The organism is Peribacillus sp. FSL E2-0159 (assembly GCF_038643155.1).
GTDB lineage: Bacteria > Bacillota > Bacilli > Bacillales > DSM-1321 > Peribacillus > Peribacillus simplex.
This window is the reverse complement of record NZ_CP152053.1, coordinates 3180780-3197607: the sequence shown is the minus strand read 5'-3', so window position 1 is coordinate 3197607 and position 16828 is coordinate 3180780. Positions and strand designations below refer to the sequence as shown.

The following is a 16828-nucleotide window of genomic DNA, read 5'->3' as shown; positions in this document are numbered from 1 at the left end:
AAGTCAAAAATAAACAAGCAACTTATGAAAAATGGAGGGATATTCGTGGCTAAAATAAGAGATATCATGACAACAGACGTGGACTGTTGCACTGCTGAAGATAATATATATGAAGCAGCAGTCAAAATGAAGAATGATGATGTTGGTGTTATTCCTGTATTGGAGAATAACCATTTAATTGGTGTCATTACAGACAGGGATATCGTCATTCGCTGTGTTGCCGAGAAAAAGCCGAATTCGACTAGAATTACAGATGTCATTTCCACCAACCTTGTAACAGGCACACCTGATATGTCAGTGGATGAAGCTGAGGAGTTAATGGCTACCGAACAAATCAGAAGGCTCCCTATCATTGAGAATGACAAGCTGGTCGGAGTCGTGGCATTAGGTGATCTTGCTGTACACCATCAGACAAATTCAATGGCGGGAAATGCTTTAAGTTCAATTTCCGAGGACAGAGACCAAATTCAACACTAAAAACAAAAACTCTGTTAGCTTTTGCTAACAGAGTTTTTGTTTTTAAAGATACTTATTGAACCATCCTTTGATTTCCTCAACATGTTGCAGGCGCATTTTTGGAGATCCGCTTCGGGATACCTCATGAGTTTCATCTGGGAAGGAAACAAGTAACGCTTCTTTATTTTGCCGTTTTAAAGCGACAAAAAATTGCTCGCTCTGTTCAATGGGACAGCGGAAATCCTTTTCACCGTGAAGTAAAAGTAAAGGGGTATTCACATTGGAAACATATTTTAAAGGAGAGTGCTGCCATAATTTTTCAGCAGAGTTAACGATATCACCGCCTACTTCCCACTCTGTAAAATAATAGCCAATGTCGCTGACCCCATAAAAACTTAGCCAGTTACTAATGCAACGCTGAGTCACAGCGGCTTTGAAGCGGTTAGTATGTCCGATGATCCAATTTGTCATGAACCCTCCATAACTTCCTCCGGATACCCCTAAATCTTCATGCTCTATAAAATCATACGTAGCTAAAACGTGATCCACTCCAGCCATTAAGTCCTTATAATCCATGCCTCCATAATCGCCTCGGCAGGCATTTACGAAGTCTTGGCCATATCCTACACTCCCCCGCGGGTTAGTGAACAATACAGTATACCCTTCATTAGCCAGTGTCTGGAATTCATGTACATAGGTATTGGCATACATCATATGCGGACCGCCGTGGATTTCTAAAATGAGTGGATATTTTTGATTACCATTAAAATCGGTCGGTCTCATGATCCAGCCGTGGATGGTAAGTCCATCAACAGATGGAAAAGTAATGGGTTCAGCCATGGACAAATGTTTATCCTTCAAAAATTCCTCATTAACAAAACTGATTTGTTCCTTATCGCCATTGGTAAGGTTATAAGCAAAGAGATCGCCGGGATGAACAGGTGTACTGATGGCCACGACAGCACGGTGGCTTTCGGGATCAATAGTCAGACCATATATATGCTGCGGGTCAAGGATTGATGGATACATAGCTCCTTCAATCGAACCATAATATACTCCGGTATTTCCGTAATCGCTTATTAAAAAGTAAAATCCTTGGCTATCATTTGTCCATAAAATACCTGGGTCGACGGCTCCGATTTGGAAATCCCCAATTGCGGAATCTCCAATTTGGACGTCCCATCCATCTGTCAAACACTGTGTCGTATGATCAAAAATGGAATATAACCAGATATTCGAAAAGGTGGCACCGGCGAATTCTTTATTATGGCCAATGAAAGATAGATATTCCCCATTTGGAGACCATTTCGGATCCCTAAAGAAACCTGTACCATCCGTTATCTTCTCTAAAGATTTCGTTTCAAGGTCCATGATGAAAATATCGGAAAAAAGTTCATCATCACTTCTTTCTGCATCCCCGCTTATGTATGCAATATGCTGACCGTCTGGGGACCATGCATTGGGATAATGATCAATATTGTTTTCCGTTAGCAATGTGGATTCTCCCTTATAAATTTCCACTATAACCAGCTGCTGATATAACTGATCAAAATAGCCTCTCCCATCCCATTTATACTTAATCCGGTCATACCTATTAACTTCTTTGGATAGATCATTTTCCTTAACCGTATTAAGGTTTTCGCCCTCCTTTAACCCGGTAGAAAGCAGCAGCTTGGTGGAGCAAGGAGACCAAATAGGCTTTGATACACCGTTAACGAAATGGGTGAGCTGTTGTGCTTCCCCTCCAATGCTCCCAATAATGTGGACTTGTTTTTTACCTGATCTGTCTGATATAAATGCGATATGCTTTCCGTCGGGGGACCAGGCTGGTGATGTATCACGGTTATCCCCAAACGTCCATTGCTTTGTTTCATTCGTAATCAGGCTGAACATAAACAGATTGGAAATATATTTTTCCGTTTTTTCATCTATTCTGGTTTGGACATAAACCGCCATGCTGCCATCCGGTGATAGCTTTGGATCGGTCACTGATTTCAAGTGAAATAAGTCTCTTGCTGTAATACCTATTTTGTTCATCCTTTTCACCCTTTCATTTCTCATAGTTATGTATTTCGCTAAAGAGAAATATAAATCCTTTAGTAAATGGTAAACGCGGAATGTTTATTTATCAAGGACGAAAGTAATGAAAAAAATCCGACCTTTTCATCAGGTCGGATTATCAGGCTATATGAAAAAAACTTACAACTATTTTTGCATGTGTCGTGTATGTGGGCGGTGCGGCGGTATTTGGAAATTATGTTCTTCCATCATTTTATAATGTTTTTCAAAATGTGAAACCATTTTATCGGCTTCTTCTTTCGAAAGCGCACCATACTCGACATATTTTTCGATCAATTTCTTTTTGTCAGCGAGTATCTGCTTTTGGATCTTAGCGATTTCCGATTTTTGAGCGTCAGTAAATTGTACACTTTCCGGTTTTGCTTTATTTTCCTCTGCAGCCGGGTGATTCAGGTTGACTAAAAATAGGGAACAGGCTGTCAAACAGATGACTAAAAACTTTTTCATGAATGATCGACTCCTTCTTTTGTTTTTTTTCTGTCTTATTAAGAGCTGTAGAACCTTTAAAACCTGAAAGTCTCTTCCTTATGGTGAATGTTTTCAATATGGAAGATTCCTTATTTCTTTATTATCATTTACAGCATTTACAGTTTTATGTAAAAAAATTAGGTAAGGGTTTGGTACAGAAAGATATGGGTAATTTAAATGTAAGCAGAAAATATTGTTTTAACTTCTTATTAATAAAAATCTTTTAAAGAAGGGAAGAAAGGGGGATTATCATGATTTGGACAATCATTGGATTAATAATATTATTATGGGTTCTTGGTTTAGTTTTTAAAGTGGCTGCAGGCTTTATACATATTTTGCTTATCATCGCGGTCATTCTCATTTTGGTTAAAGTTTTTAAGGGAAGGAAGCGAATTTAGATATGAATCGAAGGCTAACGTGGAAAAGTTTATAAATACCAATGTAAGGGCGGCCTGGTGAACAGGTCGCCTTTTAAATTTCAATTAGTCTGTCAATCATATGGTAGTGGCTGTCCCAACAGCCTCTTATGAATCCAAATCGCTGCTTGGGTCCCATCCCCCATTGAAATGGTGACTTGTTCGGAATGGGCAACGAGGTCGCCGCCTGCCCAGACCCCTTTAATATTCGTTTCTTTAGTCCGGGGATGAATCACGACATGATTGTTTTCATTGACTTGCACACCTAATTGTAATGTTAGGTCATTATTAAGTTTGTTCCCTTTAAACGCCGTGAATGCCTTTTCAGCTTCGATAATTTTACCAGATACTAATTGTATGGCTTTTAACTGCTGTTTGGCATCAACATGAACCTCACAAACTTCCTCTTCGATTACGGGAATCTGATTTTCCTTTAACTTTTCCCTATACACATCATCAATTTTAGATTTCAAATGATTTACGTAAATGATATCTTTTGACCAATATAATAGAGTAAGCGCCATGACCGCACCCGTATTTCCGCCTCCAAGGACAACAGTTTGCTTACCCATGATCTCATACCCATCACAGTCAGGGCATATATATGTGGATGTCCCAAGGGTTGGATAAATGTTTTTGATTGGAGGAATGTTATCGGTTATGCCGGTACCAAGAAAAATCATTTTTGCTTGATATTCCCTGTTATTTTTTGTTTGGATAAAAAACTTGTCCTGCTTTTTTTCAAGAGATGTCACTGTATCATCCAAGAATTCGACACCGAATTTTTCAGCGTGCTGTCTGCCAAGCGTCCTTAATTGTTTGCCGCTAACCCCTTCCGGCCATCCAAGAATGTTATGGTAAGCCTTGGCAATGGAAGAGCGCCCTTGAGAAGAATCAATGACGATAATATTATGTTTATATCTTCCGAGCTGGATGGCTGCCTGAATACCGGCTATACCTCCACCAATAATAATGCAATCTGCTTGTTTCATGAATTCACCGCCCATAAATTAGGAATAAACCTAGTGTTATTCTATATGTAAAAAATATACCACTAGTCGCTGGCGCTTAAACAAAAAAGGAGGAGGTCCGCAGCTGGCAGACCTTCCTCCCTTTCTTTAATGCTTATATCATTGATTCTGTATCGGTTCGAGCCATTCTTGTGCCCAATTTTGAATTTCGTTCATTACCGGCGCGAGAGCCTTGCCTTTTTCAGTTAAAGAATATTCAATCCTGACCGGTGTCTCTGGATATACGTCCCTTTTAACAATACCTTCAATTTCCAAGTCCTTTAAACGTTCAGAAAGAATCCTGCCGCTTATCGGGAATGCAGATTCAATATTACAAAACCGTTGAGGGCCATTAAGTAATTGATTGACAATCAATCCAGTCCAGCGTTTACTCAAGATTTGCATTCCTTTTTCAAATCGTGGACAAAGTGTCGTATTATTCATCATATCACCTCATTATTAATATATTATAATGCATTTACCTCATATGTAACAACTTTACCGATAATTATTTAGTTACTAGAGATGTTATAGTATAAGAAATTTATGAGCTTACTTTAAGTATTATGAAAAGTATCTGCCTCGGAATTGCCACATTTTTTTAAAAATGCGCTTTAAAAAATTGTGTTTTTTAGAGATACCATGAAAAATATGTTATTTTAATATTGAAGTTAAAGTTTTGTAATGGAAGGATCCGTGGGAAAGATGAGTGATTTACTGCAAGAGGCCGTATCCTTTATCAGGACAAGTTACCCGGAATTATTGAAAACTGAAGAGGACATAAATGGCAGGATCGAACAAATTAAAAAGGAAATAAATGAAACAGGCATATATGAACATACATATGAAGAATTGGTTTATGGTGCTAAATTAGCTTGGCGTAATAGCAATCGATGCATTGGGCGCTTCTTTTGGGAGTCGCTGAGGGTGATTGATAAAAGGATGATTCAAAGCGAAGAAGAAATTGTATCGGCTCTCTTTGATCATATCGAATATGCTACGAATAATGGGAGCATCAGGCCTGTGATTACAATTTTCAAACAGGAAGATCATGATCGAAAAGTGGATATTTGGAATCATCAGCTTATTCGGTATGCAGGATATGAGACGGAACATGGCGTAATCGGCGATTCAAGTTCAATAGAATTCACCAAGCAATGTATGGCATTAGGATGGGAAGGGAAATTCGGACATTTCGATATTTTACCCCTTGTATTCCAATTGGACGGAAAAACCCCTAGTTTTCATGATATACCTGAATGCCTCGTTAAAGAAGTTCAAATCACCCACCCAGAACTGACTTGGTTCAAAGATCTTCAAATTAAATGGTATGCAGTTCCAATCATATCTGGTATGAGGCTGGAAATTGGCGGTATTACTTACTCAGCTGCACCATTTAATGGGTGGTACATGGGTACGGAAATTGGTGCCAGGAACCTTGCTGATGAAGAACGCTACAATATGTTACCGGCAATCGGGGAGAGGATGGGCTTGGATATTAAACGTGATTCGAGTTTATGGAAAGATCGAGCCCTTATCGAACTGAATGAAGCAGTCCTTCATTCGTTTAAAAAACACGGAGTCAGCATTGTTGATCACCATACAGCAGCTAAACAATTCAAGAAATTCGAAGAAAAAGAACTCTCTTGTGACCGGAAAGTAACGGGGGACTGGACCTGGTTAATTCCACCGGTGTCTCCAGCCACAACACACGTTTTTCATAAGCCATATAACAATGAAATAATGAAACCTAATTTCTTTTATCAAATTCCACCATATAAATAAAGGTTTATAATAACTTGCGTAGGGTATATATATAGCAAGCCAATAAATAAGGGGGAAGGTAATGATGGCATTAGGAAGAAACGTGGTATTACTAGGAGTCGGAGTTGCCGGAGTCTCATTCTTATCGAATAAAACGAACAGAGGAAAAGTGAAGGACATATGGTCCAATGCTAAAGCAAAAACAGTAGGCTTTTGGAATAGGACGGCTTCAGAGCTGGATCCTGTAATTGAAAAGGCAGGTCACCCTGATCCATATGATCATGAAGACAATAAAATGGTAGATGAAGGCGCCATGTATGGTGTTCACTATTATAATAATGTTAAGCATGTATAAAATAATCAGACTCGCTTGGGGGGACCCAAGCGTTTTTTTTGTGGTAGTTTTTATTATCTTTTTCAATCTTGGGATATCAGAAAATTGCGAATTCAAAACAGGAATTCAAGGTATTAAATTCTTTATTGTGCTTTAAATGAATAAGGATTAAGATTAAAGAATCGAAAGGAAGTGGATACGAGTGAGCAGCAGTTCTTATGATCCTGAACCCAGAAAGCAAGAGGAAGCCAATATGATGCTAGAAGTCGAGACTGTTATTCTCCCTGAGTATCTGCTCGAAGAAGGTAAATAAGGCTTTCTCTATAGAAGAGGAGGTCAAGAAATGATTGAAATGTATAAGACGGATGAAAACCGTCACCTAAACAATATCGAGGAAATGACAAAAGGTTCCTGGGTGAACATTGTCGCGCCCACTGAAGCTGAAATAGATTATATATGCACGACTTTGAATTTACCGATCAATTTCATGAAAGATCCGCTGGATGATGAGGAAAGGCCTCGAATCGAAAAAGAGGATGATAATGTTTTAATTATTGTCGACTTCCCATATTTGACCAGGGACGAAGCCGACTTACCGATCTTTGAAACGATTCCCATAGGTATGATCTTTACCAAAGACTGTTTCATTACGGTATCTTTGAAAGAAACACCGATATTGGCGAATTTCAAAAACAATAAGATCAAAGGATTTTTCACCAATAAGAAAACAAGGTTTGCCTTACAATTATTATTTGAGATTTCATCCTATTATTTACGTTACCTGAAACAGATTAACAAGATGACTAATGAAGCAGAACGTGAATTGCATCAGTCCATGAAAAATAAAGAATTATATACTTTCCTTGCTTTGGAAAAAAGCCTGGTTTATTTTACGACATCATTGAAATCCAATCGGGTAGTGCTTGATAAGATCCTCCGTTTTAATTATTTGAAAATGTATGAAGAAGATAAAGAATTACTTGAGGATGTAATCATCGAAAATGCTCAGGCAATCGAAATGGCAGAAGTGTATCTATCCATTCTTAGCGGCATGATGGATGCATTCGCTTCGATCATTTCCAATAATGTCAATAATGCCATGAAGTTTCTAACCTCAGTGACCATTATTTTAACGCTACCGACGATGGTGGCAAGTTTTTACGGAATGAATGTGGAATTGCCATTTGAACATAATCGGTTTGCTTTCATATTTACATTATTAATTGCCATCACATTGGCGGGCACGACGGCATTCATTTTTTGGAAGAAAAAATATTTTTAAGATTAACCGGCTTATTAAGCCGGTTTCATTTTGTAGACAAAAGGGATTTTATCTAAATTTTAAAACAAAGTTGATTGGAACTGAAGGTGCGAGACTCCTGCGGGAAAAGCGCGTCCAGGGGAGACCTCGCAGGCGCAAAGGCGCCGAGGAGGCTCCCGGACCGCCCGCGGAAAGCGAGTGCCTGGAGTGGAAATCAACGTCCAAATTGTACAAAGTGGTTTGTTTTATTCCTCAAAAAAATCAGAAAATCCTTCACTGTTAATCCGATCGGCATAAGGATTCTCATCCTTTACATTCTTTGCATCCAAATTTGTTTTAATCACTAAACGGGGACTCTGTGATGATTCTCTGATGATACGGTCGTTCAACTCTTTAAAATCCGGTATATTCTTATTACCGGGTTTGTTTGGTTCCAATAAAACCACCTCCATTCCTATCTTTGCAATAAATGATGGGGTGTATTCATGAATATTCTTAGGTTTGGGAAGGATAAAGGACTGAGGAGGAGATCATGATGACCAAATGGAACGAGCAAGCAGCTCTCAATAATAATTTAAGGGCAAGTGATATAAACCCAGGTGGAGCCGATAAAGCAAAAATGGATTCAAAAAAAATTGATGAAGATCAATTGAATGATCTAAAGATCCAAAGGGAAATCAGGAAGCAAAATATATAAGACAAGTCCCCGATCTTCAAAGTAAAATAGCACAGGATCATGCAGAGGAAAACGCTTGGCGATTAAACCAAGCGTTTTTTTGCGTATTCCATGGTGGTTTAGGATTCTCTTTTATCATGTACGCTTTTGCTTTTTATGAGAAGAGGGTTGAGTGAAGGAACCAGTTTCTTTCGTAGTGGTACCTTGCCCCTCTACCTGAGAAGAACCTAAACGAGTTTGTGAAGCATCTTTCTTGTTTTTTCCATTCATGTTTATCACCTCGATATTACTTTCCCTATTTCCTTTGCATCCTATACATATATTGCAGGTTAAAAGGACAGGTTAGAGGGTAGAGGAGGTGTGTGTTGATGTCAAAAATCGGTGTTGAAGAATCATTAACGAATATTCAGGAAGCACTTCGTGAAAAAGGTTTTGATGTTGTGGAGATTAAACAAGAAGCTGACGCAAAAAACGTGGATTGTTGTGTGGTAACAGGTTTGGAAAGTAATATGATGGGTATAAGCGATACTTCATTAAAAGCGTCTATCATTGAGGCAAATGGTTTAACGGCTGATGAAGTGTGCCGCGAGGTTGAAAATAAAGTGAACGCCATTCAATAGTTCAAAAAGTGCCTAAACCGATATGGGGTTAGGCACTTTTTCTGTTCGGGGTACTATGCTATGGAAATTGTCGCAATCAATTCCACCGCTACATTACCTTTGATCGCTTTAGAAATCATACATGAAGTTTCAGCTTTTTCAGCAAGTTTCCTCGCTTTTTCAACCACTTTTTCAGAAGTACCCGGTACTAATATGAGTGCAGGGCGATGAATGATTTTCTTGTAGGTGAATACACCATTCGTAACATCCACTAACGCTTCCGACTGCATGGTCAAGCTCAGCTTTTCTATATGGGCTCGCTCTAACATGGCAGCAAAGGTAATGATATAGCAGGTCGATGCCGCCCCAAGCAGCATTTCATCGGGATTAGTGCCGATCCCTGGTCCCTCCATATCAGTAGGAATACTTATCTGTGTTTGAAGATTCCCTGAATGAATCGTGCCGATATCATTTCTGCCGCCGGGCCATTCCGCGGTTAAATGAAAGTGATGTATCGTCATTTTTTTAACCTCCTTACTATTCTATAGTGTAAACGATTAAACAGGTTAAGTATCCGATTTTGCTCACTCAGTCGATTAGTCCGGCAAACGGCGTGAATAAGTAGCTAATCGAACAAATATTCTACCGCTAAGCAGAATTAGTTCCTGGTAGGGCAAATTTCCGCCAGCCACCGAAGCATTCGAACGTAATGGTATTATTGATATAAAGGATACATGTTGTTGAAACAAAAGGCAGAGGCATTAGGCTATTTTAAGCACAATATTGGATAGGCTTTTCTATAATGATATAGACGGTTTTATATAAATAATACTTCATTAAGGAAGGGCTGAAAAGTTGACTACATTGAATAATATGTTCGATTTGACTAATAAAACGGCTATCATTACCGGCGGCGGCAGAGGACTGGGCAAACAGATCGCCATGGCGTTGGGGGAGGCTGGTGCAAATATAGTCATTGCTTCACGAAATCTTCCTGTATGTAAGGAGGTATGTGAAGACTTGCAAGCGATGGGTGTTAATGCCGTTGCCTTTGAATGCGATATCACGGATGAGAGTGCCATTGACCATGTCGTCCAGGAAACGGTTGCTCAATTCGGCACAATTGATATTCTTGTCAATAATAGCGGTACGTCCTGGTCAGGTCCGCTTTTGGATCTTCCCAAGGATAAGTGGGAAAAAGTATTGAATGTTAATGTTACAGGTACATTCCTGTTTTCACAGGCAGTAGCGAAGGTCATGAAGCAGCAAAATTCCGGGAAAATCATAAATATTGCATCGGTGACAGGTCTTGGCGGGACGTTTCCTGAGCTATTGGATACGATAGCTTATAACACCAGTAAGGGTGCCATCATTACAATGACCAAGGATTTAGGAGTTAAACTTGCTAGATACGGGATCCAAGTCAATGCAATTGCACCTGGATTTTTCCCGACTAAAATCACAAAGAAAATTCTTGAAAAGTCTAACTATGACATATTAGGTAAAACTCCGGCTGGCAGGTTTGGCGAAGAGGATGATTTAAAGGGTGCCGCCGTATTTTTAGCCTCACAGGCTTCTGACTATATGGTTGGTCATATTTTGATCATAGACGGTGGAATATCGGCATTAGTGTAAACGGAAGAGGAAGGAAGGAAGAAATATATGGCGGGAAAATCAAATTTTTATAAAGGGCTTAAATTACTAGGCGCACAAAAAGAGCGACAGCTTAATGGTAAAATTCAGGATTTGCTAAATAATCGTGAGTTAATAGAAGCAGTAAGCGACAATGCCCGATTGCAGATTCCAAGAATAAATAGAATGCAGGAAGCCTCAGAAAGAATGTCCATCATCATGAATTATCCAACAAAAAAAGATGTAGCGAGTGTAGCGAAATTAGTCATCCAGCTCGAAGAAAAAATTGATAGGTTAGAAGAGCTGGTCTCAACACTTGTAGAGGATAGGGGCGGGAACGTCAGAGGTAATTCTTCAGTTAGTAATAAACGCAATGCTTTTTCATCGCGCAGTAAGAAAAAGAAGTCAAGTCGGGAATCCAATGAAATGGAAGGGCGTAAAAAAAGATTATCGGATTTTATAAATAACTCATTATTGTTAAGCTCGCAGTTACCTGAGTTCGATTCACTTGGACAGGGTAATTCAAATGTCTAAGCGGAAAGTGCCGAAAAATCAATCCGAATCCATATCTAAATGGAAAAATTTTATGGATATTCCCAATCAGCCAATGCCTGAAATGGGACTGACGCCGAAAATAGCGGTGTGGAAAAAAAACAAATCAACACTTTGGTATTATCCATCAGCACAAAAAAAATATGATGTGCCGGTTTTTGTTATATATTCACTAATCAATACTCCTTTGATTCTTGATTTGTCCCCCGGGAATAGTTTAATAGAATCTTTTGGTAATGAAGGTTTTGATGTGTATTTGCTTGATTTTGGAAGTCCGGGCTTTGAAGATGGTGAAATATCGATCGAAGATTATATCGTCGATTATATTCAAAAAGGAGTACAGCGTGCATTACGCCACTCTGGAGCATCAGAAATTACAGTCATGGGATTTTGCCTCGGCGGTACAATAGCCGCAATATATGCTGCCATTGCAGACGAGCCAATCAAGAATTTGATCCTCTCCGCTACACCGGTAGATTTCAGTGCCTCAGAATTTTTTGATCAATGGCAGGAAGCGTTAAAAGAAGGTACCGCGGATTTTAACGATACGATTGATATTTATCAAACGATCCCAGCCAGTGCAGTTAAATATGGAATCCGGTTAATTACATCTCCTATCTATATATCACCATATTTATCTTTATTGAATCAAGCGGATGATGATGAATATGTTCAAAATTGGCGCCGCTTCAATGCTTGGGTTAATGGGCATGTACCATTATCCGGAGCAGCCGCAAAACAATTAACCAAAGACCTTTTGATAAAAAATAGCTTGGTTAATGGGGGATTTAAGGTAAGGGGAAAAAAAGCTAAGCTATCGAAAATTGATGCTAGTGTTTTGGTAATAGCGAGTAAGAATGATCGATTGGTCCCACAGGAAATGATTTATCCGGTAATGAAGCATTTAACATGTAAAGATAAGACATATAGCCTAATAAAAAGTGGACATGCTGCTAAAAAATATTCCGGTGTACTCCCATATTATTTGAAAGAATGGCTACCAGGGCGTTCTTCACCAATTCAATAGGTTACTAGGGGGGGGTGAAATGTACATGTTGAACGCCAGTGAGGATATCAAAATCATGCCGGTTTTGGAATATATAGGCTTTGCGTCATTGGTATTTTCAAAATTTTTTGCATCATTTCCGGATTACTAAAGTGAAATAAATGAAAGGGCTGGCTCGGTATGTAGAACCAGCCCCCATTGTATTATTGATAATACTTCACTCGTTCTTCAAGTGGTGAGAAGTCTTTATCGCCAGGTTCTGCAGTGGGTTTTCCGAAAGGCATCTGTGCGATGAGTTTCCAATCGCGTGATATATCCCATGTCTTTCTCACTTCATCATCGATTAAAGGATTATAATGCTGAAGACTTGCACCAAAACCCTCAATTTCCAAGGAAGTCCATACGACAAATTGTAAAATGGCAGACGATTGGTTCGACCAAATCGGAAAGTTTTCGGAATAGGTTTTGAATTGTTCTTGAAGCCTAATTATAATTGCCTGGTCTTCAAAGAATAAAACCGTACCATAACCATTTATAAATGACTTCATTTTTTCTTCAGTTTTTTCAAAATCTTTGTCACCGACAGCTTTTTTTAATGTTTCTTTCGTGATATCCCATAATAGGTCGTGGCTTTGACCAGTTAAAACAATCACTCTTGCACTTTGGGAGTTGAAAGCTGAAGGGGAATATTGAACGGCATGATCGATAACTTCTTTAATCCTTTTATTAGGGACAACACGTTCCTTGCTAAGGGAATAATAAGAGCGTCTATCTTCAATTGCGCTAAAAAAATCTTTAACCATATATCACACCTCCCATTCTTCTATATTCCGATTTATTTTGACCTGATTTTTTTATTTGAATACGGCTGAAATTATTTGAATGAAAATGGTTGACAAATATATCACTGTCGTTTATCTTTAATTCAAGATATTTGCATTAAAAGTATTGTGCTAGGTTAAATACTTTGAATTCGAGATATTATTTGCGGATTAATTCATCAACGTAAGGGTAAATTTATAAAGATAGGAGTGGTACGGATGGAATTAAAAGGATTACATCATGTTTCGGCTATTACAGCAAAAGCGGGAAATAACTTTGAATTCTACACAAAAGTCTTAGGGATGCGATTAATCAAAAAAACGGTGAATCAAGATGATGTTCGTATGTATCACTTATTTTATGGAGATCAAATTGGTTCACCGGGGACGGAATTAACGTTTTTTGAAATTCCCAATGCTGCCCGCACTCATGAGGGAAACAATAGCATTTCAGAAATTTCTTTAAGGGTGAGAGATGATGAAGCGCTAGGATATTGGAAAAAAAGGTTTGTGGAATTTAATGTTGAACATGATGAAATATCGAGCCGTTTTGAAAGGAAGGTGCTTTCTTTTAAAGATCCTGAAGGGCAGAGGCTTCTTCTGGTTTCCGATCAGGATAATAACGGCGTTCAAGGAGGATTACCGTGGGATGGAAGCCCGGTACCGCAAGAGTTTTCCATCCTTGGATTAGGACCAGTAAAACTTACTGTACCCAATATTGAACAAACAAAAAGTGTTCTTACCGAGGTATTGGGATTTAGGAAATTAGGCACATACCCATCATCAATTAGGGGGCAAAACCCGATTGTCGTTTACGAGACAGGTGAGGGAGGAACAGGAGCGGAACTCCATATTGAAGAAAGGAATGACATACCTCGGGAAAGGTTAGGGAGGGGTGGAGTACACCATGTTGCCTTCCGTGTGAATAATGAAGAAGAATTGAGAAAATGGATAGAGAAAATCAGTGAATCGAAATTCGTGAACTCGGGATATGTGGACCGCTTTTATTTTCGTTCACTCTATTTCAGGGAGCCGAATGGCATATTATTTGAACTAGCTACTGATGGGCCTGGTTTTGCAGTGGATGAAGCCGAGCAGCACCTAGGTGAGAACCTTGCCCTGCCGCCTTTTTTAGAACCGAAAAGAAAGGATATTGAATCGAATTTAAAACCACTGCATACAAAATCAACAAATTAATCAACGGGAAAGGAAGTAATCGGCATGAAAAAGCAAAATGCTGGAATACATCATATAACCGCAATTGTAGGCAATCCTCAAGAAAATGTGGATTTTTATGCTGGAGTATTGGGAATGCGTATGGTGAAGAAAACCGTTAATTTCGATGATCCAGGCACTTATCATTTATATTTCGGAGATGAATCAGGTTCACCGGGCTCTATCATCACTTTCTTTCCTTGGCCAGGAGCATACCGGGGGACAATTGGCTCTGGACAAGTGGGGGTTACAATATATGCCGTTCCGGAAGGGTCAATGGGCTTTTGGGAAATGCGTTTGGGTAAATTTAACATAAATTTTGAAAAGGTTTCACGTTTCGGTGAGGAATATTTGGAATTTCAAGACCCACATGGTTTGCAACTTGAGCTGGTTGAGCGTAAAGAAGGAAAAAATAGCGAGTGGTCATTCGGCGGTGTACCAGCCGATAAGGCGGTCAAGGGATTCGGCGGTGCCGTATTATTGACGTCAAACCCGATCAAAACGATGAATCTATTAGAGGAAGTGATGGGCCTGCAAATGATTGGGGAAGAGGGCGATTACATTCGCTTCAAATCCACATCGGACGTCGGAAATTTGATAGATGTTAAAAAAACGGTTTTGCCAAATGGGAAAATAGGAGTGGGAACTGTCCATCACCTTGCATGGCGTGCAATCGATAATGAAGATCATCAAGAATGGAGAGAGCATATCGCAAACCATGGCTATGGTGTGACACCCTTTAAAGACCGTCAATACTTCGATGCCATTTATTTTCGGGAAGATGGAGGCATACTCTTTGAAGTTGCCACAGATCCACCTGGCTTTGCTCATGATGAAACGAAGGAAACGATGGGTAGTAAATTAATGCTGCCGCCATGGCTGGAAGAAAAAAGGGAGATCATGGAGAAAACGTTACTGCCGGCTTTGCCGAGAGTACTAGAGGAGGATAAATGATGAAGCATATTTTTCAACAAGGAAGTAATCCGGAAGCACCCTTACTTTTGCTTTTACATGGCACTGGAGGAACGGAAACAGATCTCTTGCCGTTAGCGGAAATGGTTTCACCGGGTTCATCTGTATTGAGCGTACGGGGAAATGTACTTGAAAACGGAATGCCTCGTTATTTCCGCCGTTTAGCTGAAGGGGTTTTTGATGAAGAAGATTTGATCTTCCGTACGAAGGAGCTTTATGACTTCTTGGAATTAGCGTCCGGCCAATATGACTTCGATCGTGACAAAGTGGTAGCATTAGGTTATTCTAATGGTGCAAATATAGCCGCAAGTTTGATGTTCCATTTCGAAGCGGCACTAAAGGGAGCGATTCTTCATCATCCAATGGTGCCGAGACGTGGGATTGCTTTGCCGCCCCTTTCGGATATACCTGTATTTATTGCTGCAGGTAAAAACGATCCGATTTGCCCCGCAGAAGAAACTGATGAACTTAATCAACTTTTACTGCAAGCTGGTGCTAAGGTGGATGTTCACTGGGAAAATTACGGTCATCAGTTAACACGTTCAGAGGTCGAGGCAGCAGGTTCATGGTTTCATAAGAACTTTATATAAGAATGAAAGAGGGAATGAAGATGATTTCAGTTAATCCTGAAAGTCTGACTGAACGGGAAAATTATAAGTTTTTGACTGGAAGCATTATACCGAGACCTATAGCCCTGGTTACGACACAATCCGAAACCGGTACGATCAATATAGCGCCGTTCAGCTTTTTCAACATAGTCAGTTCCAATCCTCCGATGATTTCCATTTCTGTTCAACGGAAAGAAGGAGTTTCAAAGGACACAGCCCGAAATGCAATTCAAACAGGTGAATTCGTTGTTCATATCACGGATGAAAATAATGTTGCTGATGCAAATCGAACGGCCAAGGAACTCCCATCTGACGAAAGTGAATTGGGTCTTACTAATTTCACGCCAGCTGTTAGTGATAAGGTATCCGTACCTGGATTGAAAGAAGCGAAGGTACGCTTTGAATGTACATTAGAGCATGCGATACCATTGGCAGGTTCCAAGAATACACCTGGTTGTGATTTATTGATAGGGAAAATAGTCTGCTATCATATAGAGCAAGATATTTACCATAATGGGCGAATTGACCAGAATGGGCTAAAACCTGTAGCAAGATTAGCGGGTCATACTTATACAAAACTAGGAGAATTATTTGAAATAGAACGTCCTTAAGGGAAAAGAAAAAAATGGCGTCATCTTTTAAGATGTCGTCATTTTTTAAACCAAAAATATCCGGGTTAGCTTTATCATCAATTTTAATACGGTGAGCGACAGTTCCAAAAATAGAAATCATCTCATTTTAATTCTGGAAGTGCCATGATTGTTAGTATTTTAAGAAAGTCTTTACAACCGAAACAAAACTTGACAAATTTTTCATAGATTGATAAAGTTATAAAAAAATAATTTCTTATCCAGAGAGGTGGAGGGACTGGCCCAATGAAACCTCAGCAACAGGTCTAAAAAGACACTGTGCTAATTCCAGAGGGTGAAACCTTGATAGATAAGACCGTACGTGTTTAT

General features: G+C 39.4%; 22 protein-coding genes and 1 riboswitch. Of the genes, 14 read left to right on the top strand and 8 right to left on the bottom strand.

Translation table 11 applies throughout. The annotated features are described in order from the left end of the window. Positions 1-45 precede the first annotated feature (45 nt). Positions 46-477, top strand: a complete 432-nt coding sequence (locus tag NYE63_RS15545; protein WP_342601782.1) for a CBS domain-containing protein — start codon at positions 46-48, stop codon at positions 475-477. A gap of 42 nt (positions 478-519) precedes the next feature. Here NYE63_RS15545 and NYE63_RS15540 read toward each other — a convergent pair whose 3' ends face one another. Together NYE63_RS15540 and NYE63_RS15535 are read right to left on the bottom strand one after the other, a co-directional pair. Continuing rightward, positions 520-2493, bottom strand: coding sequence for a S9 family peptidase (locus NYE63_RS15540; protein ID WP_342601781.1), 1974 nt, complete (start codon positions 2491-2493; stop codon positions 520-522). 168 nt (positions 2494-2661) lie between these two features. Next, entirely contained in the window at positions 2662-2982 is a 321-nt protein-coding gene (locus NYE63_RS15535) for a YckD family protein (RefSeq protein ID WP_342601780.1), read from the bottom strand. Positions 2983-3254: 272 nt separating this feature from the next. Between NYE63_RS15535 and NYE63_RS15530 the strand changes: the two genes are divergently transcribed. After that, on the top strand, positions 3255-3401 hold the full coding sequence (locus NYE63_RS15530) for a lmo0937 family membrane protein (protein ID WP_342601779.1): 147 nt from the start codon (positions 3255-3257) through the stop codon (positions 3399-3401). A 92-nt stretch (positions 3402-3493) separates the two neighbouring features. On the opposite strand, the gene NYE63_RS15525 is transcribed toward NYE63_RS15530, so the two are convergent. Both NYE63_RS15525 and NYE63_RS15520 read right to left on the bottom strand, forming a co-directional pair. Beyond that, complete coding sequence (locus NYE63_RS15525; RefSeq protein WP_342601778.1) at positions 3494-4411, bottom strand: NAD(P)/FAD-dependent oxidoreductase; 918 nt, start codon at positions 4409-4411, stop codon at positions 3494-3496. A 138-nt stretch (positions 4412-4549) separates the two neighbouring features. Continuing rightward, entirely contained in the window at positions 4550-4873 is a 324-nt protein-coding gene (locus tag NYE63_RS15520) for a winged helix-turn-helix transcriptional regulator (RefSeq protein WP_048678030.1), read from the bottom strand. Positions 4874-5134: 261 nt separating this feature from the next. Between NYE63_RS15520 and NYE63_RS15515 the strand changes: the two genes are divergently transcribed. The 3 genes from NYE63_RS15515 to NYE63_RS15505 all read left to right on the top strand — a co-directional run bounded on the left by NYE63_RS15515 (position 5135) and on the right by NYE63_RS15505 (position 7809). Continuing rightward, positions 5135-6214: a nitric oxide synthase oxygenase gene (locus tag NYE63_RS15515; RefSeq protein ID WP_342601777.1), complete on the top strand. Its 1080-nt coding sequence runs from the start codon at positions 5135-5137 to the stop codon at positions 6212-6214. 61 nt (positions 6215-6275) lie between these two features. Further along, a complete protein-coding gene (locus tag NYE63_RS15510; RefSeq protein WP_342601776.1) occupies positions 6276-6548 on the top strand; it encodes a hypothetical protein in 273 nt (90 codons plus the stop codon). 322 nt (positions 6549-6870) lie between these two features. Beyond that, the gene (locus NYE63_RS15505; RefSeq protein WP_342601775.1) at positions 6871-7809 is read left to right on the top strand and encodes a magnesium transporter CorA family protein; all 939 of its coding nucleotides are present in this window, start codon (positions 6871-6873) and stop codon (positions 7807-7809) included. Between the two features lie 224 nt (positions 7810-8033). Here NYE63_RS15505 and NYE63_RS15500 read toward each other — a convergent pair whose 3' ends face one another. Beyond that, a complete protein-coding gene (locus NYE63_RS15500; protein WP_342601774.1) occupies positions 8034-8240 on the bottom strand; it encodes a hypothetical protein in 207 nt (68 codons plus the stop codon). An 80-nt stretch (positions 8241-8320) separates the two neighbouring features. On the opposite strand from NYE63_RS15500, the gene NYE63_RS15495 reads away from it, so the two are divergent. Beyond that, on the top strand, positions 8321-8485 hold the full coding sequence (locus NYE63_RS15495; protein WP_342601773.1) for a hypothetical protein: 165 nt from the start codon (positions 8321-8323) through the stop codon (positions 8483-8485). A gap of 114 nt (positions 8486-8599) precedes the next feature. On the opposite strand, the gene NYE63_RS15490 is transcribed toward NYE63_RS15495, so the two are convergent. After that, positions 8600-8734: a YuzL family protein gene (locus NYE63_RS15490; RefSeq protein ID WP_094246662.1), complete on the bottom strand. Its 135-nt coding sequence runs from the start codon at positions 8732-8734 to the stop codon at positions 8600-8602. Positions 8735-8832: 98 nt separating this feature from the next. On the opposite strand from NYE63_RS15490, the gene NYE63_RS15485 reads away from it, so the two are divergent. Then, a complete protein-coding gene (locus tag NYE63_RS15485; protein ID WP_342601772.1) occupies positions 8833-9084 on the top strand; it encodes a YkuS family protein in 252 nt (83 codons plus the stop codon). A 53-nt stretch (positions 9085-9137) separates the two neighbouring features. On the opposite strand, the gene NYE63_RS15480 is transcribed toward NYE63_RS15485, so the two are convergent. Then, entirely contained in the window at positions 9138-9584 is a 447-nt protein-coding gene (locus NYE63_RS15480; protein ID WP_342601771.1) for an OsmC family protein, read from the bottom strand. A 352-nt stretch (positions 9585-9936) separates the two neighbouring features. On the opposite strand from NYE63_RS15480, the gene NYE63_RS15475 reads away from it, so the two are divergent. Genes NYE63_RS15475 through NYE63_RS15465 form a run of 3 tightly spaced genes read left to right on the top strand, consistent with a single transcriptional unit; the run spans position 9937 to position 12274 of the window. Beyond that, positions 9937-10698: an SDR family oxidoreductase gene (locus NYE63_RS15475; protein ID WP_342605781.1), complete on the top strand. Its 762-nt coding sequence runs from the start codon at positions 9937-9939 to the stop codon at positions 10696-10698. A gap of 27 nt (positions 10699-10725) precedes the next feature. Then, positions 10726-11229, top strand: a complete 504-nt coding sequence (locus tag NYE63_RS15470) for a hypothetical protein (protein WP_342601770.1) — start codon at positions 10726-10728, stop codon at positions 11227-11229. Continuing rightward, a complete protein-coding gene (locus NYE63_RS15465) occupies positions 11222-12274 on the top strand; it encodes an alpha/beta fold hydrolase (protein WP_342601769.1) in 1053 nt (350 codons plus the stop codon). The genes NYE63_RS15470 and NYE63_RS15465 overlap by 8 nt, the downstream gene beginning before the upstream one ends. 182 nt (positions 12275-12456) lie before the next feature. On the opposite strand, the gene NYE63_RS15460 is transcribed toward NYE63_RS15465, so the two are convergent. Continuing rightward, on the bottom strand, positions 12457-13056 hold the full coding sequence (locus NYE63_RS15460) for a nitroreductase family protein (RefSeq protein ID WP_342601768.1): 600 nt from the start codon (positions 13054-13056) through the stop codon (positions 12457-12459). Between the two features lie 237 nt (positions 13057-13293). Between NYE63_RS15460 and NYE63_RS15455 the strand changes: the two genes are divergently transcribed. The 4 genes from NYE63_RS15455 to NYE63_RS15440 are packed head-to-tail and all read left to right on the top strand — an operon-like array spanning position 13294 to position 16480. Then, on the top strand, positions 13294-14271 hold the full coding sequence (locus NYE63_RS15455) for a ring-cleaving dioxygenase (RefSeq protein WP_342601767.1): 978 nt from the start codon (positions 13294-13296) through the stop codon (positions 14269-14271). A gap of 24 nt (positions 14272-14295) precedes the next feature. After that, complete coding sequence (locus NYE63_RS15450; protein WP_342601766.1) at positions 14296-15243, top strand: ring-cleaving dioxygenase; 948 nt, start codon at positions 14296-14298, stop codon at positions 15241-15243. Then, on the top strand, positions 15243-15851 hold the full coding sequence (locus tag NYE63_RS15445) for an alpha/beta hydrolase (protein WP_342601765.1): 609 nt from the start codon (positions 15243-15245) through the stop codon (positions 15849-15851). Before NYE63_RS15450 ends, NYE63_RS15445 begins: the two co-directional genes overlap by 1 nt. 20 nt (positions 15852-15871) lie before the next feature. Then, positions 15872-16480, top strand: coding sequence for a flavin reductase family protein (locus NYE63_RS15440; protein ID WP_342601764.1), 609 nt, complete (start codon positions 15872-15874; stop codon positions 16478-16480). 232 nt (positions 16481-16712) lie between these two features. Beyond that, a riboswitch (SAM riboswitch) is annotated at positions 16713-16815 on the top strand. The last annotated feature ends 13 nt before the right edge of the window (positions 16816-16828 follow it).

Bases quoted from the DNA above. Each gene is read 5' to 3' on its own strand.
- NYE63_RS15475 (WP_342605781.1), top strand. From the start codon at position 9,937: ATGTTCGATTTGACTAATAAAACGGCTATCATTACCGGCGGCGGCAGA.
- NYE63_RS15490 (WP_094246662.1), bottom strand. From the start codon at position 8,734: ATGAATGGAAAAAACAAGAAAGATGCTTCACAAACTCGTTTAGGTTCT.
- NYE63_RS15500 (WP_342601774.1), bottom strand. From the start codon at position 8,240: ATGGAGGTGGTTTTATTGGAACCAAACAAACCCGGTAATAAGAATATA.
- NYE63_RS15530 (WP_342601779.1), top strand. From the start codon at position 3,255: ATGATTTGGACAATCATTGGATTAATAATATTATTATGGGTTCTTGGT.
- NYE63_RS15470 (WP_342601770.1), top strand. From the start codon at position 10,726: ATGGCGGGAAAATCAAATTTTTATAAAGGGCTTAAATTACTAGGCGCA.
- NYE63_RS15455 (WP_342601767.1), top strand. From the start codon at position 13,294: ATGGAATTAAAAGGATTACATCATGTTTCGGCTATTACAGCAAAAGCG.
- NYE63_RS15450 (WP_342601766.1), top strand. From the start codon at position 14,296: ATGAAAAAGCAAAATGCTGGAATACATCATATAACCGCAATTGTAGGC.
- NYE63_RS15440 (WP_342601764.1), top strand. From the start codon at position 15,872: ATGATTTCAGTTAATCCTGAAAGTCTGACTGAACGGGAAAATTATAAG.
- NYE63_RS15540 (WP_342601781.1), bottom strand. From the start codon at position 2,493: ATGAACAAAATAGGTATTACAGCAAGAGACTTATTTCACTTGAAATCA.
- NYE63_RS15495 (WP_342601773.1), top strand. From the start codon at position 8,321: ATGATGACCAAATGGAACGAGCAAGCAGCTCTCAATAATAATTTAAGG.
- NYE63_RS15485 (WP_342601772.1), top strand. From the start codon at position 8,833: ATGTCAAAAATCGGTGTTGAAGAATCATTAACGAATATTCAGGAAGCA.
- NYE63_RS15520 (WP_048678030.1), bottom strand. From the start codon at position 4,873: ATGAATAATACGACACTTTGTCCACGATTTGAAAAAGGAATGCAAATC.
- NYE63_RS15525 (WP_342601778.1), bottom strand. From the start codon at position 4,411: ATGAAACAAGCAGATTGCATTATTATTGGTGGAGGTATAGCCGGTATT.
- NYE63_RS15515 (WP_342601777.1), top strand. From the start codon at position 5,135: ATGAGTGATTTACTGCAAGAGGCCGTATCCTTTATCAGGACAAGTTAC.
- NYE63_RS15480 (WP_342601771.1), bottom strand. From the start codon at position 9,584: ATGACGATACATCACTTTCATTTAACCGCGGAATGGCCCGGCGGCAGA.
- NYE63_RS15505 (WP_342601775.1), top strand. From the start codon at position 6,871: ATGATTGAAATGTATAAGACGGATGAAAACCGTCACCTAAACAATATC.
- NYE63_RS15535 (WP_342601780.1), bottom strand. From the start codon at position 2,982: ATGAAAAAGTTTTTAGTCATCTGTTTGACAGCCTGTTCCCTATTTTTA.
- NYE63_RS15510 (WP_342601776.1), top strand. From the start codon at position 6,276: ATGATGGCATTAGGAAGAAACGTGGTATTACTAGGAGTCGGAGTTGCC.
- NYE63_RS15445 (WP_342601765.1), top strand. From the start codon at position 15,243: ATGAAGCATATTTTTCAACAAGGAAGTAATCCGGAAGCACCCTTACTT.
- NYE63_RS15460 (WP_342601768.1), bottom strand. From the start codon at position 13,056: ATGGTTAAAGATTTTTTTAGCGCAATTGAAGATAGACGCTCTTATTAT.
- NYE63_RS15465 (WP_342601769.1), top strand. From the start codon at position 11,222: ATGTCTAAGCGGAAAGTGCCGAAAAATCAATCCGAATCCATATCTAAA.